General features: G+C 55.6%; 10 protein-coding genes, 3 tRNA genes and 1 pseudogene. 12 read left to right on the top strand and 2 right to left on the bottom strand.

Annotation, left to right across the window (positions count from 1 at the left end; genetic code table 11):
• Positions 1 to 466 precede the first annotated feature (466 nt).
• Positions 467 to 1,375, bottom strand: a pseudogene (locus RX972_RS29605) (sigma-54-dependent Fis family transcriptional regulator); the annotation flags it as partial.
• Between the two features lie 1,229 nt (positions 1,376 to 2,604).
• Here RX972_RS29605 and RX972_RS22470 point away from each other — a divergent pair.
• The 6 genes from RX972_RS22470 (at position 2,605) to RX972_RS22445 (ending at position 8,614) form a co-directional block, all read left to right on the top strand.
• Positions 2,605 to 3,699: an ABC transporter ATP-binding protein gene (locus RX972_RS22470; protein ID WP_027898459.1), complete on the top strand. Its 1,095-nt coding sequence runs from the start codon at positions 2,605 to 2,607 to the stop codon at positions 3,697 to 3,699.
• Positions 3,699 to 4,799, top strand: coding sequence for an ABC transporter ATP-binding protein (locus RX972_RS22465; RefSeq protein WP_027898460.1), 1,101 nt, complete (start codon positions 3,699 to 3,701; stop codon positions 4,797 to 4,799). The genes RX972_RS22470 and RX972_RS22465 overlap by 1 nt, the downstream gene beginning before the upstream one ends.
• Positions 4,792 to 5,661, top strand: coding sequence for a carbohydrate ABC transporter permease (locus tag RX972_RS22460; RefSeq protein ID WP_027898461.1), 870 nt, complete (start codon positions 4,792 to 4,794; stop codon positions 5,659 to 5,661). Before RX972_RS22465 ends, RX972_RS22460 begins: the two co-directional genes overlap by 8 nt.
• A 10-nt stretch (positions 5,662 to 5,671) precedes the next feature.
• Positions 5,672 to 6,472, top strand: coding sequence for a carbohydrate ABC transporter permease (locus tag RX972_RS22455; protein ID WP_027898462.1), 801 nt, complete (start codon positions 5,672 to 5,674; stop codon positions 6,470 to 6,472).
• Between the two features lie 12 nt (positions 6,473 to 6,484).
• Complete coding sequence (locus RX972_RS22450; protein WP_027898463.1) at positions 6,485 to 6,757, top strand: DUF2160 domain-containing protein; 273 nt, start codon at positions 6,485 to 6,487, stop codon at positions 6,755 to 6,757.
• 84 nt (positions 6,758 to 6,841) lie between these two features.
• Entirely contained in the window at positions 6,842 to 8,614 is a 1,773-nt protein-coding gene (locus tag RX972_RS22445) for an ABC transporter substrate-binding protein (protein WP_027898464.1), read from the top strand.
• A 62-nt stretch (positions 8,615 to 8,676) separates the two neighbouring features.
• Here the strand turns inward: RX972_RS22445 and folD are convergent, their stop codons facing one another.
• Entirely contained in the window at positions 8,677 to 9,531 is an 855-nt protein-coding gene (gene folD, locus RX972_RS22440) for a bifunctional methylenetetrahydrofolate dehydrogenase/methenyltetrahydrofolate cyclohydrolase FolD (protein WP_027898465.1), read from the bottom strand.
• A gap of 326 nt (positions 9,532 to 9,857) precedes the next feature.
• Here folD and RX972_RS22435 point away from each other — a divergent pair.
• From RX972_RS22435 to clpX, 6 genes are all read left to right on the top strand, one after another.
• Positions 9,858 to 9,934: transfer RNA gene (locus tag RX972_RS22435), tRNA-Arg, on the top strand.
• A 52-nt stretch (positions 9,935 to 9,986) separates the two neighbouring features.
• Positions 9,987 to 10,062, top strand: a tRNA-His gene (locus tag RX972_RS22430).
• 55 nt (positions 10,063 to 10,117) lie between these two features.
• A tRNA-Leu gene (locus RX972_RS22425) sits at positions 10,118 to 10,202 on the top strand.
• A gap of 375 nt (positions 10,203 to 10,577) precedes the next feature.
• Positions 10,578 to 11,888, top strand: a complete 1,311-nt coding sequence (gene tig / locus RX972_RS22420) for a trigger factor (RefSeq protein ID WP_027897812.1) — start codon at positions 10,578 to 10,580, stop codon at positions 11,886 to 11,888.
• Positions 11,889 to 11,979: 91 nt separating this feature from the next.
• Positions 11,980 to 12,615 (top strand): ATP-dependent Clp endopeptidase proteolytic subunit ClpP, encoded by a 636-nt coding sequence (gene clpP, locus RX972_RS22415; protein ID WP_027897813.1) that lies wholly within the window; start codon positions 11,980 to 11,982, stop codon positions 12,613 to 12,615.
• A 110-nt stretch (positions 12,616 to 12,725) separates the two neighbouring features.
• Entirely contained in the window at positions 12,726 to 14,009 is a 1,284-nt protein-coding gene (gene clpX, locus RX972_RS22410) for an ATP-dependent Clp protease ATP-binding subunit ClpX (protein WP_027897814.1), read from the top strand.
• The last annotated feature ends 125 nt before the right edge of the window (positions 14,010 to 14,134 follow it).

Raw genomic sequence — 14,134 nt, 5'->3', positions numbered from 1 at the left:
GCTCACTCCTACAGTAAAAAGCATTCCAAATCAGATAGTTATATTTTGTTTGATAGGAGCGGTGCTTGCCCGCGATACAGGCACCTCGGTGTTTGATCTGAAACCGAGGTGCCTGTATCGCGAGCAAGCTCAGCTCCCACAAGGATAGCGTTCCAAATTAGATGATTGCGGTAATTTCAATCGGTGCAGGCTCAACCCTGCTGTTCCCGTAACCGCTTATAAAAGCGTATTCCTGCTTGCTCCCGGGCGGTTGGCAGATTGATTCGCTGACTTTGATCCTTGCTGTGTTGCTGACACAGCGCGGTCTCGCAGAAGATGCAAAACTTTGTGGGAGCTGAGCTTGCTCGCGATACAGGCACCTCGGTATTTGACCTGAGACCGAGGTGCCTGTATCGCGAGCAAGCTCAGCTCCCACAAGGATGGCGTTCCAAATTAGATGATTGCGGTAATTTCAATCGGCGCAGGCTCAACCCTGCCGTTCCCGCAACCGCTTATAAAGCGTATTCCGGCTTACCCCCAGGCGCTTGGCCAACTGGGAAATATTACCGCCAGCTGCCCGCAACAGCTCTTCCAGATTCTCCACCTCGCGCACCTGTGCTTTATCGCCATGGACCGGCTGCATATCCTGTAAGTCCATCTCCAGATCCGCGAAGAAATCATCCGGAAGATGCTCCGTACCGATCACCTCATCGTCGGCCAGCGCCAATGCCACCTGAATCACATTGCTGAGCTGGCGCAAGTTGCCCGGCCACGGGTGGCGATCAAACAACTCCAGCACTTTCGGCTCGAAGCCTCGAGTCTGCTGCACTTCGCGATGCTGCTCCCAGAGCCGCTGAATCAGTGCCGCCTTGTCAGTACGCTCACGCAGCGGCGGCAGCTCCAGATTCAGCCCGCTGATCCGGTAATACAAATCCTGACGAAAGCGCCCGGCCAGTACTTCGTCGCGCAAGTTGCGGTTCGTCGCGGATATCAGTCGCACATCCACCGGATGCAATTCGCTGCTGCCTAACGGCTGCACGCAACGTTCTTGCAGAACCCGCAACAGACGAGCCTGAACCGGCAGCGGCATGTCGCCGATTTCGTCGAGGAACAGCGTGCCCTTGTCCGCTTTACGAATCAGACCGATGCTGCCTTTATGGTGCGCGCCGGTGAATGCGCCTTTTTCATAGCCAAACAGCTCCGACTCCACCAGTTCGGCCGGAATGGCTGCACAGTTGACCGCGATCAATGGCTTGGTGGATCGGGAGCTGGCGTTGTGCAGCGCTTTGACGAACACCTCTTTACCCACACCGGTTTCGCCATGAATCAACAGGGCAATGTTTTTCTCAAGCAGCCGTTCGGCCTGGCGCACGGCTTTGTCGACTCTTGCATCTCCAAGGCTGACCGCCGACAGAGGGACGCCGTCGTGCGATACCGGTTTCGGTGCGGGCTGAAAAGCGTGAATGTTTAGCGGATTACGTTTGGGCCGTCTCAATACGCCATGAAATCGGTTGTTGCCCGAGGCCAGTAGCGAGAAGGGCAGGCCTTCAGGTTGATTGAGCAGAAAAGCCGTCGGGTTATTGAACAGCGCCTCGATACTGGTCCGCATCAGGCTGACCCCCAACAAATTGTCGGCGCGACGGTTCGCGCTGATGATCCGCCCGCTTTCATCAAATATCAGCAAGCCTGCCCACTGGCTGTCGAGGTTGTTCAGTCCGGTGTTGAAGGTCAGCTGAAAGTGGCTGTCCTGAAACTGGTCGAGGATCAGTCGGTTCTCCACCGACTGACTCATCATTTTCACCATGCCCAGCGTGTGGGAAGGCGGCAGGAAGCTATCGCTGGAAACATCCAGTACCGCAACCAATCGTCGCGCCGCATCGTAAATCGGTGCCGCCGAGCCGGTCATGAAACGGTTGGCTTTGAGAAAGTGTTCGTTGTGCTCGATATGTACGGCCTGTTCGCAGACGAGCGCAGTGCCAATGGCATTGGTCCCCGTGGCGCTTTCGATCCAGCTGGCGCCTGCCATGAAACCATGCGCGTGGGAGGGTTCGACAAAACGCTGGGTGCCCCACGACTTGAGCAACTGACCACGATTATCGGCCAGCATGATCAGGCAGTTGGAATTACTGAGGATGTTTTCGTAAAACGGCAGGACTTCCTGGTGGGTGGTGTGCACCAGCGCCTGATGGCGCTCCAGTAACTGCGATACCTGATCCGTCGGCAACTGGCCGAAAGAGGGTCTGGACTGATGACTCAGACCAAAGTCCCTACAGCGGGACCATGAGTCTCGGATGATGGCGTCATGAGCAACGGATGCACGGTGTATGGCCATGGTGGATCCTGCATGTATTTTTATTTTTCTTATTGATCTGGCACGGGCGTCCAATCCCGTGCGTGCGTCCAGTGTCGCTCAGGATTGTTCAAAGTCAATGTTCAGTTTGTTCAGGTGTTCAGTTTTTATTGTTCACTTTTGTTCAGCACTGAACGCTCGTCAGGCCCGTTATATCGGGCCGAGGCTCTATCTCGGGCCTGTGCGCAGCAATGCCCGGTTTGGCACGATTGTCGCTATCTCCTGACAAGAATTCGCGCACACCCTGAATAAGAACTGACAAAAAAGGGCAAGCCATGTCTCTAACGCTGGAGCACGTCAGCCGTGTGGTCGACGGCCAAACCTGGATCGACGACGCATCGTTGAGTTTCGAACCCGGTTCTTTTAATGTCTTGCTGGGCCGTACACTGTCCGGCAAGACCAGTCTGATGCGGCTGATGGCTGGGCTGGACAAGCCTGATCGGGGTCGCATCCTGATGAACGGCAAGGACGTCACCCAGACGGCCGTTCGCCATCGCAATGTGTCGATGGTGTATCAGCAGTTCATCAATTACCCGAGCATGACCGTTTTCGAGAACATTGCCTCGCCATTGCGTCAGGCCGGTGTCGCCGCTGACGTGATCCAGAGCAAAGTGCTGGAAACCGCAAAGATGCTGCGCATCGAGAAGTTTCTGACCCGCTATCCACTGGAGCTGTCCGGTGGTCAGCAGCAGCGCACGGCCATGGCCCGGGCGCTGGTCAAGGATGCCGACCTGATTCTGTTCGATGAGCCGCTGGTCAACCTCGACTACAAGCTGCGCGAAGAGCTGCGTCAGGAAATGCGTGAGCTGTTCGAAGCACGCCACACCATCGCTATCTACGCCACCACTGAACCCAATGAGGCCTTGGCCCTGGGCGGCACGACCACGGTGCTGCATGAAGGCCGGGTGATTCAGAGTGGCCGGACGCCGGAGGTTTACCACCAGCCGCAAACCGTTCTGGCAGCAGAACTGTTCTCCGAGCCGCCGATCAATTTGATGCCTGGTCGTATTCAGGGCAGTGAAGTCAGCTTTGCCAATTTCGTCCATTTCCCCCTCAACGTTGATCTGCGCAAGATCGGCGATGGCGAGTACCGCTTTGGCGTTCGCCCCAGCCACCTGAGTCTGGTGCCATCCAATGATGATGATCTTGAGCTGGCAGTGACGGTAGAGCTGGCGGAAATCAGCGGCTCTGAGACGTTTCTGCATGTGCGTAACGAGCATTTCCCGCTGGTGCTGCACTTGCCGGGGGTGCATGCCTACGACGTTGATGCGTCGATTCGGGTGTACATCCCGACCCATAAATTGTTTGTGTTCGATGAGCAGGGTCGCCTGATTCAGGCACCCGGCTTGCGTATGGCGAGGGTTGCCTGATGGCCGAGATTCGACTGCAAAACCTCGCTCACAGCTATAGCAAACATCCGAACGGGCCAGAGGATTATGCGATTCGTGAGATGAGCCATATCTGGGAGCAGGGCGGGGCGTACGCGCTATTGGGGCCTTCCGGGTGTGGTAAATCGACTTTGCTGAACGTCATTTCCGGGCTGCTCAGCCCTTCCGAAGGCCAGGTGATGTTTGACTCCAAAGTGGTCAACGACCTGTCGCCGGAGCAGCGCAACATCGCTCAGGTTTTCCAGTTTCCGGTGGTCTACGACACCATGACGGTGTACGACAATCTCGCCTTTCCCTTGCGCAATCAGGGCATGGACGAGAAGAGGATTCAAACCAAGGTTCATGAAATTGCCGATGTGCTGGACCTGCAGCCTTTACTGAAGAAAAAGGCCCGCAACCTCACCGCTGACGAAAAGCAGAAAGTCTCCATGGGTCGTGGTCTGGTGCGTGATGACGTGTCGGCGATTCTGTTCGACGAACCACTTACGGTGATCGACCCGCATTTGAAGTGGAAGCTGCGGCGCAAGCTCAAGCAGATCCACGAGCAATTCAACATCACCATGGTTTACGTCACCCATGATCAGCTCGAAGCTTCGACCTTCGCTGACAAGATCGCAGTCATGTATGGCGGTGCGATTGTCCAGTTCGGTACGCCACGAGAACTGTTCGAAAAACCACGCCACACATTCGTTGGTTATTTCATCGGTAGCCCGGGGATGAATCTCATTGAAGTCACCCCGCAAGCCGGCGGTGTGGGCTTTGGTGATGCTCATCTGCCGCTGTCCGAATCCATGCAGCAGCTCATCGCCGAGAAAAAATGGACCAGCCTGAAAGTCGGCATCCGGCCCGAGTTTGTGCATGTCTGGGACGGACCGGTGGACGATGCGTTATGCGCTGAGGTCAGTCATGTTGAAGACCTTGGCACTTACAAGATTTTGACCCTGCGCCTCGCCGGGCAAGCCTTGAAAGTGCGGCTGCAGGAAGACAAACCGGTACCCGTGGGCCAGGCCTGGATCAGCTTCCCGAGCCAGTGGCTGATGGTCTATGCGGACGATTACTTGCTGGAGTCAGGCCATGAATAATAAGGTTCAGAACAACAAGGCGTGGTGGTTGGTATTGCCGGTTTTCCTGTTGGTGGCGTTCAGCGCCATTATCCCGATGATGACCGTAGTCAATTATTCGGTGCAGGACATCTTCGATCAGTCCAGCCGTTACTTTGTCGGCACCGACTGGTTCAGGCAGGTCCTGCAGGACCCGCGTCTGCATGACTCCCTACTGCGTCAGTTCATCTATTCCGCGTGTGTGCTGCTGATCGAGATTCCGTTGGGGATAGCTATTGCGCTGTGCATGCCGAGTAAGGGGCGCTGGTCCACGGTCTGCCTGATCGTCATGACCATTCCGCTGCTGATTCCATTTAACGTCGTCGGCACCATCTGGCAGATTTTTGGGCGTGGCGATATTGGTTTGCTGGGCTATACGCTCAACAACGTTCTGGGCATCAATTACAACTATGCGGCCAACGCATCGGACGCTTGGGTGACGGTGTTGATCATTGATGTCTGGCACTGGACATCGCTGGTTGCGCTGCTTTGCTATTCCGGCTTGCGGGCGATCCCGGATGTTTACTACCAGGCAGCACGCATTGATCGGGCCTCCAGTTGGGCGGTGTTCCGACATATCCAGTTGCCGAAGATGAAAAGTGTGTTGCTGATCGCCGTGATGCTGCGCTTCATGGACAGCTTCATGATCTATACCGAGCCCTTCGTGCTGACCGGCGGCGGGCCGGGCAACTCCACCACCTTCCTCAGTCAGACCCTGACGACCATGGCGCTGGGCCAATTCGACCTGGGCCCTGCAGCGGCATTCTCGCTGGTGTATTTCCTGATCATCCTGCTGGTGTCGTGGGTGTTCTACACCGCCATGACCCATAGCGAAAAGAACTGAGGAGGCGGACATGAATCTGCGCAAAATCATACCGCTGTGGATTTACCTGCTGTTTCTGCTGGTGCCGATCTACTGGCTGGTGAACATGTCGTTCAAGACCAACACTGAAATCCTCGGCGGCCTGACCCTGTGGCCGCAGGATTTCACCCTGGCCAACTACAAAGTGATTTTCACCGACGAAAGCTGGTACAGCGGCTACATTAATTCTCTGTACTACGTTTGCCTCAATACCGTGATCTCGCTAAGCGTCGCCTTGCCCGCCGCTTATGCGTTTTCCCGCTATCGTTTTCTGGGCGACAAGCACCTGTTCTTCTGGCTGCTGACCAATCGCATGGCACCGCCTGCGGTTTTCCTGCTGCCATTCTTCCAGTTGTATTCGTCCATCGGCCTGTTCGATACCCACATTGCCGTGGCGCTGGCTCATTGCCTGTTCAACGTGCCATTGGCGGTGTGGATTCTGGAGGGTTTCATGTCCGGTGTGCCCAAGGAGATCGACGAAACCGCCTACATCGACGGGTATAGCTTTCCCAAGTTTTTCGCCAAGATATTTGTGCCGCTGATTGGCTCGGGTATCGGTGTGACGGCGTTCTTCTGCTTCATGTTCTCCTGGGTTGAGCTGCTGCTGGCTCGCACCCTGACGTCGGTCAACGCCAAGCCGATTGCGGCGGTGATGACGCGTACGGTATCGGCTTCGGGGATTGATTGGGGTGTCCTGGCGGCGGCGGGGGTGTTGACCATCCTGCCGGGCATGCTGGTGATCTGGTTCGTTCGTAACCACGTGGTCAAGGGCTTTGCTCTTGGTCGGGTCTGAGGAGTCGAAAAAATGGAGTGGATGTCCTGGACACTGCCCACCGCGATCTTCTTTGGCAGCATTGCGTTGCTGCTGGCAGGGATGACGGTGTGGGAATTGCGCTCGGCCAGTCTTGAGCGTCGTGGTTTTCTGCCGATTGCCACTACCCGTGGCGACCGACTGTTCATCGGGCTGTTGGGTAGCGCTTACCTGCATCTGCTGGTGATCGGCGCGACTGACTGGAGTATCTGGGTTGCTTCAGGGATTTCTCTGGTGTGGCTCCTGGTAGTAATGCGGTGGGGTTAGAGAGCGGATGGGCGCAAATGCCTGGCTGATCCGCCAAGTGGTATTCGAAGCGGGACTACATAAGAAACAACACTGGAGGTGTCTATGTTCAATAAGAAAAACAAGCTGCGACATAGCGTGACGCTGGCGACAATGGTGATGCTCAGCGGATTGAGCGTTTCGGCATGGGCCGATCAGTATGAAGATGCGGCCAAGAAGTGGGCGGCCAGCGAGTTCAAGCCGAGCACGCTGTCCGATGCCGAACAATTGAAAGAACTGGAGTGGTTCATCAAGGCTGCCGAGCCGTTTCGCGGCATGGACATCAAGGTGGTTTCCGAAACCTTGACCACCCACGAGTACGAATCTAAAACCCTGGCCAAGGCGTTCACCGAAATCACCGGCATCAAGGTCACCCATGACTTGCTGCAGGAAGGTGATGTGATTGAAAAGCTGCAGACCGCCATGCAATCGGACAAGAGCATTTACGACGGCTGGGTGAATGACTCCGACCTGATCGGTACCCATTTCCGTTACGGCAAGGCGATGTCCCTGACCGATCTGATGGCCAGTCCGGAAGGCAGCAAGGTCACGTCTCCAACGCTGGATCTGAAGGATTTCATCGGTACTTCGTTCACTACAGCACCGGACGGCAAGCTCTATCAATTGCCCGATCAGCAATTCGCCAACCTTTACTGGTTCCGCGCTGACTGGTTTGACCGCGCAGACCTGAAAGCGAAATTCAAGGCCAAGTACGGCTACGAGCTGGGCGTGCCGGTCAACTGGTCGGCGTATGAAGACATTGCCAAGTTCTTTAGCGAAGACGTCAAGGAAATCGACGGCAAGAAAGTCTACGGCCACATGGACTACGGCAAGAAAGACCCATCGCTGGGCTGGCGCTTCACCGATGCCTGGTTCTCCATGGCGGGCAGTGGAGACAAGGGGCTGCCTAATGGTTTGCCGGTGGACGAGTGGGGTATTCGCGTAGAAGACTGCCATCCGGTGGGTTCCAGCATTACCCGCGGCGGCGACACCAACGGGCCAGCAGCTGTGTTTGCAACCCAGAAATACATCGATTGGCTGAAAGCCTACGCACCGCCTGAAGCCGCAGGCATGACGTTCTCCGAATCCGGGCCGGTACCTTCCCAGGGCAACGTTGCTCAGCAAATATTCTGGTACACCGCTTTCACGGCTGACATGACCAAGGCGGGTCTGCCAGTCATGAACGCCGATGGCACGCCGAAATGGCGTATGGCGCCTTCGCCGAAAGGCCCGTACTGGAAAGAAGGCATGAAGCTGGGTTATCAGGACGTGGGTTCCTGGACCTTCCTCAAATCGTCCGACGAGAAAAAACGCCTGGCTGCCTGGCTCTATGCGCAGTTCGTGACGTCGAAAAGCGTCTCTCTGAAGAAAACGATCGTAGGCCTGACGCCGATTCGTGAGTCGGACATCAATTCCAAGGAAATGACCGCACTGGCGCCCAAACTCGGTGGTCTCGTAGAGTTCTACCGTAGCCCGGCCCGCGTTCAGTGGTCGCCTACCGGGACCAACGTGCCGGATTATCCGAAACTTGCGCAGTTGTGGTGGAGTCACGTTGCCGAAGCTGTAACCGGCGAGAAAACCGCACAGCAGGCACTGGACGGTCTTGCCAAGGATCAGGATGCGATCATGACGCGTATCGAGCGCTCCAAGGTTCAGGAGGCCAGCAAGTGCGCGCCTAAAATGAACCCGGAAACCTCTGCAGAAGAGTGGTACACCAAAGCCGAGCAGAGTGGTGGCAAGTTCCTGGCCCCACAACGCAAGCTGGCCAATGAGAAACCGAAGGGCGAAACCATTGCCTATTCAGACTTGTTGAAAAGCTGGGAAGCGGCCAAGAAGTAAGGCTGTCGAGGAATGAAAAACGGCACCCTTGGGTGCCGTTTTTTATTGCATGACGCGGCGCATCAACCGTGCAGGGTTTCCGCTGCGTACAGGGTGTTTTCAAGCAGGCAGGCGCGAGTCATCGGGCCTACGCCGCCCGGTACCGGGGTGATCCAGCCAGCGCGGGGCAGGGCGGTTTCATAAACCACATCGCCAACCAGCTTGCCGTCGTCCTGACGATTGATGCCAACGTCGATCACGATAGCGCCTTCCTTGATCCACTCGCCTTTGACCAGCCCTGGCTTGCCAGCAGCGACCACCACCAGATCGGCCCGGCCAACGTGGCCAGCCAGATCCTTTGTGAAGCGGTGGGTCACGGTCACGGTGCAGCCGGCGAGCAACAGCTCCATGGCCATCGGGCGACCGACGATGTTGGATGCGCCCACAACAACGGCGTCCAGACCATACAAATCAACACCGGTGCTTTCCAGCAGGGTCATGATGCCTTTAGGTGTGCAGGGGCGCAGTAGCGGAATGCGCTGTGCCAGACGACCGACGTTATAAGGATGGAAGCCATCCACGTCTTTGTCCGGGCGAATGCGCTCCAGCAACAGGGAGGCATCCAGATGTTCGGGTAGTGGCAATTGCAGCAGTACGCCGTCGATGTTCGCGTCGTCATTGAGGCGATCGATCAGGCCGGTCAGTTCTGCTTGTGACGTCTGGGCGGGCAGGTCGTAGGCCTGAGAGACAAAGCCGACTTCTTCGCAGTCTTTACGCTTGTGCGAGACATAGACCTGGGAAGCGGGGTCGCTGCCCACAAGAATCACTGCGAGGCCGGGTGTGCGCAGGCCTTGCTCGCGACGTTCGGCGACCCGTTTGGCGATCTGCTGACGCAGGCTGGCTGCGATCGCTTTGCCGTCGATTAGTTTTGCAGTCATTACGCGTGATTAACCATCGAGAGGGATCGGAAAAGAGCGCGCATTCTCGCATGTCATCGCGCGTGGGCAAAGGCGCTTGGTCTGCATATTCTCCTAACTCCTTTATCTAGCTGAATTTTTTTCTAAAAAAGAGTTGACGACCTTTAGGGTCGTCTATAAGATTCGTCGCACTTGCCGGGTACAACCCAGCACTGGTTAAGCTGGCACTCATAACCAAGTCGATGTTTAGATGAGGTTCGGTGTTGAATCAGGCGGAGCGGTTACTTAGCTCAGTGTGATTAAAAAGCCTTTTAATTTGTAATCGTTAAAGAGTACAGATTATATAAGTGCCCGTAGCTCAGCTGGATAGAGCATCCGCCTTCTAAGCGGATGGTCGCAGGTTCGAGTCCTGCCGGGTGCGCCATCAAGGCAGCTTTGGCAAGTGCAAGTAAGATGTCACGGTTACATGCAATATGGTGGGCGTAGCTCAGTTGGTAGAGCACGGGATTGTGACTCCCGTTGTCGAGGGTTCGATCCCCTTCGTCCACCCCATATTTAGAAAGGCGCCAGACTTATAATCTGGCGCCTTTGCTTTAAAAGCTTGTACGCGGATGTGGTGGAATTGGTAGACACACTGGATTTAGGTTCCAGCGCCGCAAGGTGTGAGAGTTCGAGTCTCTCCGTCCGCACCAGGATTAAACGCGTCACAGCTGCTATGCGGTCGTGACGTTTGAAAAAAAGCCGCCTAGTGCGGCTTTTTTTGTTTCAGGATTATTGTTTTTCGTCTCGCTGATCTGCCAGCCTGGCTGCCGTCGGTCGTGCGGGGTGTGCTTCGCGGAATGGAATCGACGCTGAGGCCGGGTGCGTGACGCCTTGTGCAAGGCCGTGCCAGACGCGTTTCGGTCGGTCGAGAGTGGCTGCGGTTACCTGTCGCAGATCGTCTGATTCCTTCCTTTATATGCGCCCTTTTTCAGTAGGGTGACTTCTTGAGTTTGACCCACTAGAATGCATGCCCTTGATTCTGGGGTCGGAAACGCCGGCTAACGTCTGTGCAACGAGGAATATCCATGCAAGTTTCTGTTGAAAATACTTCCGCTCTTGAGCGCCGCATGACCATTGGCGTGCCTGCCGAACGCATCGAGACTGAAGTCAACAAGCGTCTGCAGCAGACCGCACGTAAAGCCAAGATCCCTGGCTTCCGTCCAGGCAAAGTGCCTATGAGCGTGATCCGTCAGCGTTATGAAGACGGCGCGCGTCAGGAAGCGCTGGGTGATTTGATCCAGGCTACTTTCTACGAAGCTGTGGTTGAGCAAAAGCTGAACCCGGCTGGCGCACCTGCTGTAGAGCCAAAGACCTTTGAAAAAGGCAAAGACCTGGAATACATCGCTACTTTCGAAGTGTTCCCTGAATTCACCGTTGCCGGTTTCGATTCCATCGCCGTTGAGCGTCTGTCTGCAGACGTGGCTGATGCCGATCTGGACAACATGCTGGAAATCCTGCGCAAGCAGAACGTTCGTTTCGAAGTGGCTGATCGTGCTGCCCAGAACGAAGACCAGCTGAACATCGATTTTGTTGGCAAGGTTGACGGCGAAGTATTCGCTGGCGGCTCCGCCACTGGCACCCAGTTGGTACTGGGTTCCGGCCGCATGATTCCTGGCTTCGAAGACGGCCTGGTTGGCGCCAAGGCTGGCGAAGAGCGTGTTCTGAACCTTACCTTCCCGGAAGACTATCAGAACCTTGAACTGGCAGGTAAAGCTGCCGAGTTCACCGTTACTGTCAACACTGTTTCCGAGCCTAAGCTGCCTGAGTTGAACGAAGAGTTCTTCAAGCAGTTCGGTATCAAGGAAACCGGTATCGACGGCTTCCGCACCGAAGTTCGCAAGAACATGGAGCGCGAGCTGCGTCAGGCCATCAAGTCCAAGGTCAAGAATCAGGTAATGGACGGCTTGCTGGCCGCCAACCCGATCGAAGTGCCAAAAGCCTTGCTGGAAAACGAAGTGAACCGTCTGCGCGTTCAGGCTGTTCAGCAGTTCGGTGGCAACATCAAGCCTGATCAACTGCCGGCCGAGCTGTTCGAAGAGCAAGCCAAGCGTCGCGTTGAGCTGGGTCTGATCGTTGCTGAAGTGGTCAAGCAGTTCGACCTCAAGCCTGATGACACCCGCGTTCGCGAGATGATTCAGGAAATGGCTTCTGCTTACCAGGAGCCTGAGCAGGTCGTGGCCTGGTACTACAAGAACGAGCAGCAAATGAACGAAGTACGTTCGGTTGTGCTTGAAGAGCAAGTTGTGGATACTGTTTTGCAGAAAGCTAGCGTGACCGAGAAGTCGGTCTCCTACGAAGAAGCAGTCAAGCCGGTGGAAGCACCACAAGCTGACTGATCTGTTTTTTCGTTAGAAAACACCTACAAGCCAGCCTTCGCGCTGGCTTGTGCGTATTCAAGAAATGACTATTTGGGAGTGAATGCGAGACATGTCCCGCAATTCTTATATTCAGCAGCACTCTGACATCCAGGCCGCCGGCGGCCTGGTCCCGATGGTTATCGAGCAGTCCGCCCGTGGCGAACGCGCCTATGACATCTATTCGCGCCTTCTCAAGGAGCGAGTGATCTTTCTGGTAGGCCCGGTAGAAGACTACATGGCCAACCTGATCTGCGCGCAACTGCTGTTCCTTGAAGCGGAAAACCCGGACAAGGATATCCATCTTTACATCAACTCACCGGGCGGTTCGGTGACGGCTGGCATGTCGATCTACGACACCATGCAGTTCATCAAGCCGAACGTATCGACTACCTGTATCGGTCAGGCGTGCAGCATGGGCGCATTCCTGTTGACCGCAGGTGCTCCGGGCAAGCGTTTCTGCCTGCCGAACTCCCGCGTGATGATTCACCAGCCATTGGGCGGTTTCCAGGGCCAGGCTTCGGATATCGAAATCCACGCCAAGGAAATCCTTTTCATTCGTGAGCGTCTCAACACGCTGATGGCCAAGCACAGCGGGCACACTCTGGAAGAGATCGAGCGTGACACCAACCGCGATAACTTCATGAGTGCAGAGGCTGCTCGTGAGTACGGCTTGATCGACGAAGTCATCAGTCAGCGTCCCGCTTAATTAAGCACCTCAAATAAGGCTGGTCGGCTGTTCTGATCACTTGCGGGCTTGAAAAAGCCCGCAATAGCCTTCATCTTGTGTTGCAAGCCTATCGGATTTGGATCGAACGAATGACTGACACCCGCAACGGCGAGGACAACGGCAAGCTGCTCTATTGCTCCTTCTGTGGCAAAAGCCAGCATGAAGTACGTAAGTTGATTGCCGGCCCCTCGGTCTTTATCTGCGACGAGTGCGTCGACCTGTGCAATGACATCATCCGCGAGGAGGTGCAGGAAGCCCAGGCCGAGAGCAGCGCGCATAAATTGCCTTCGCCTAAAGAAATCAGCGGCATCCTTGATCAGTATGTGATCGGTCAAGAGCGTGCGAAAAAGGTTCTGGCCGTAGCGGTGTACAACCACTACAAGCGCCTGAATCAGCGTGACAAAAAGAATGACGACGTCGAGCTCGGCAAAAGCAACATTCTGCTGATCGGCCCGACAGGCTCGGGTAAGACCCTGCTTGCCGAAACACTGGCCCGCTTGCTGAACGTTCCATTCACCATCGCCGACGCAACCACCCTCACCGAGGCGGGTTATGTAGGTGAGGATGTGGAGAACATCATTCAGAAGCTGTTGCAGAAGTGCGACTACGATGTAGAAAAGGCCCAGATGGGTATTGTCTACATCGACGAGATCGACAAGATCTCGCGCAAGTCTGATAACCCGTCGATCACCCGAGACGTTTCCGGTGAAGGCGTGCAGCAGGCCCTTCTCAAGCTGATCGAAGGCACGGTCGCTTCCGTTCCGCCTCAAGGTGGTCGCAAGCATCCGCAGCAGGAATTCCTTCAGGTTGATACCCGTAACATCTTGTTCATCTGTGGTGGTGCGTTCTCTGGTCTGGAAAAGGTTATTCAAAACCGCTCCACCAAAGGCGGTATCGGTTTCAACGCAGAAGTACGCAGCAAGGAAGAAGGCAAGAAGGTTGGCGAATCCCTGCGTGAAGTCGAACCTGACGATCTGGTCAAGTTCGGTTTGATTCCGGAATTCGTGGGTCGTCTGCCGGTTCTGGCAACGCTGGACGAGCTGGACGAAGCTGCGCTGATGCAGATTCTGACCGAGCCGAAAAATGCGCTGACCAAACAGTACGCCAAGCTGTTCGAGATGGAAGGTGTGGACCTCGAGTTCCGTACCGACGCTCTGAAGTCCGTCGCTCGTCGTGCGCTTGAGCGCAAGACAGGCGCACGTGGCCTGCGCTCCATCCTCGAAGGCGTTCTGCTCGACACCATGTACGAGATTCCATCGCAGACTGATGTGAGCAAAGTGGTGATCGACGAAAGCGTAATTGAAGGCACGTCCAAGCCGCTGTTGATCTACGAAAACAGCGAGCCACCTGCCAAGGTTGCGCCCGACGCGTGAGTGATACTGCTGCATGAATAAAATGCTGCACAAATAGAGAGGGGCCTTCGGGCCCCTTTTTGCATTTCCTGCTTAAAGGCTTGTTTTTTCAGGTGTCTACCCCCATCTTGGACTCAAGCTCATTC

It is taken from the genome of Pseudomonas syringae group sp. J309-1 (genome assembly GCF_032582135.1).
In the GTDB taxonomy this organism is placed as follows: domain Bacteria; phylum Pseudomonadota; class Gammaproteobacteria; order Pseudomonadales; family Pseudomonadaceae; genus Aquipseudomonas; species Aquipseudomonas quasicaspiana.
This window is presented reverse-complemented; position numbering and strand designations above follow the sequence as displayed.

Excerpts from the sequence above, each read along its gene's own strand:
- tig (WP_027897812.1), top strand. The coding sequence starts at position 10,578 with ATGCAAGTTTCTGTTGAAAATACTTCCGCTCTTGAGCGCCGCATGACC.
- RX972_RS22470 (WP_027898459.1), top strand. The coding sequence starts at position 2,605 with ATGTCTCTAACGCTGGAGCACGTCAGCCGTGTGGTCGACGGCCAAACC.
- folD (WP_027898465.1), bottom strand. The coding sequence starts at position 9,531 with ATGACTGCAAAACTAATCGACGGCAAAGCGATCGCAGCCAGCCTGCGT.
- RX972_RS22445 (WP_027898464.1), top strand. The coding sequence starts at position 6,842 with ATGTTCAATAAGAAAAACAAGCTGCGACATAGCGTGACGCTGGCGACA.
- RX972_RS22465 (WP_027898460.1), top strand. The coding sequence starts at position 3,699 with ATGGCCGAGATTCGACTGCAAAACCTCGCTCACAGCTATAGCAAACAT.
- RX972_RS22460 (WP_027898461.1), top strand. The coding sequence starts at position 4,792 with ATGAATAATAAGGTTCAGAACAACAAGGCGTGGTGGTTGGTATTGCCG.
- RX972_RS22455 (WP_027898462.1), top strand. The coding sequence starts at position 5,672 with ATGAATCTGCGCAAAATCATACCGCTGTGGATTTACCTGCTGTTTCTG.
- RX972_RS22450 (WP_027898463.1), top strand. The coding sequence starts at position 6,485 with ATGGAGTGGATGTCCTGGACACTGCCCACCGCGATCTTCTTTGGCAGC.
- clpX (WP_027897814.1), top strand. The coding sequence starts at position 12,726 with ATGACTGACACCCGCAACGGCGAGGACAACGGCAAGCTGCTCTATTGC.
- clpP (WP_027897813.1), top strand. The coding sequence starts at position 11,980 with ATGTCCCGCAATTCTTATATTCAGCAGCACTCTGACATCCAGGCCGCC.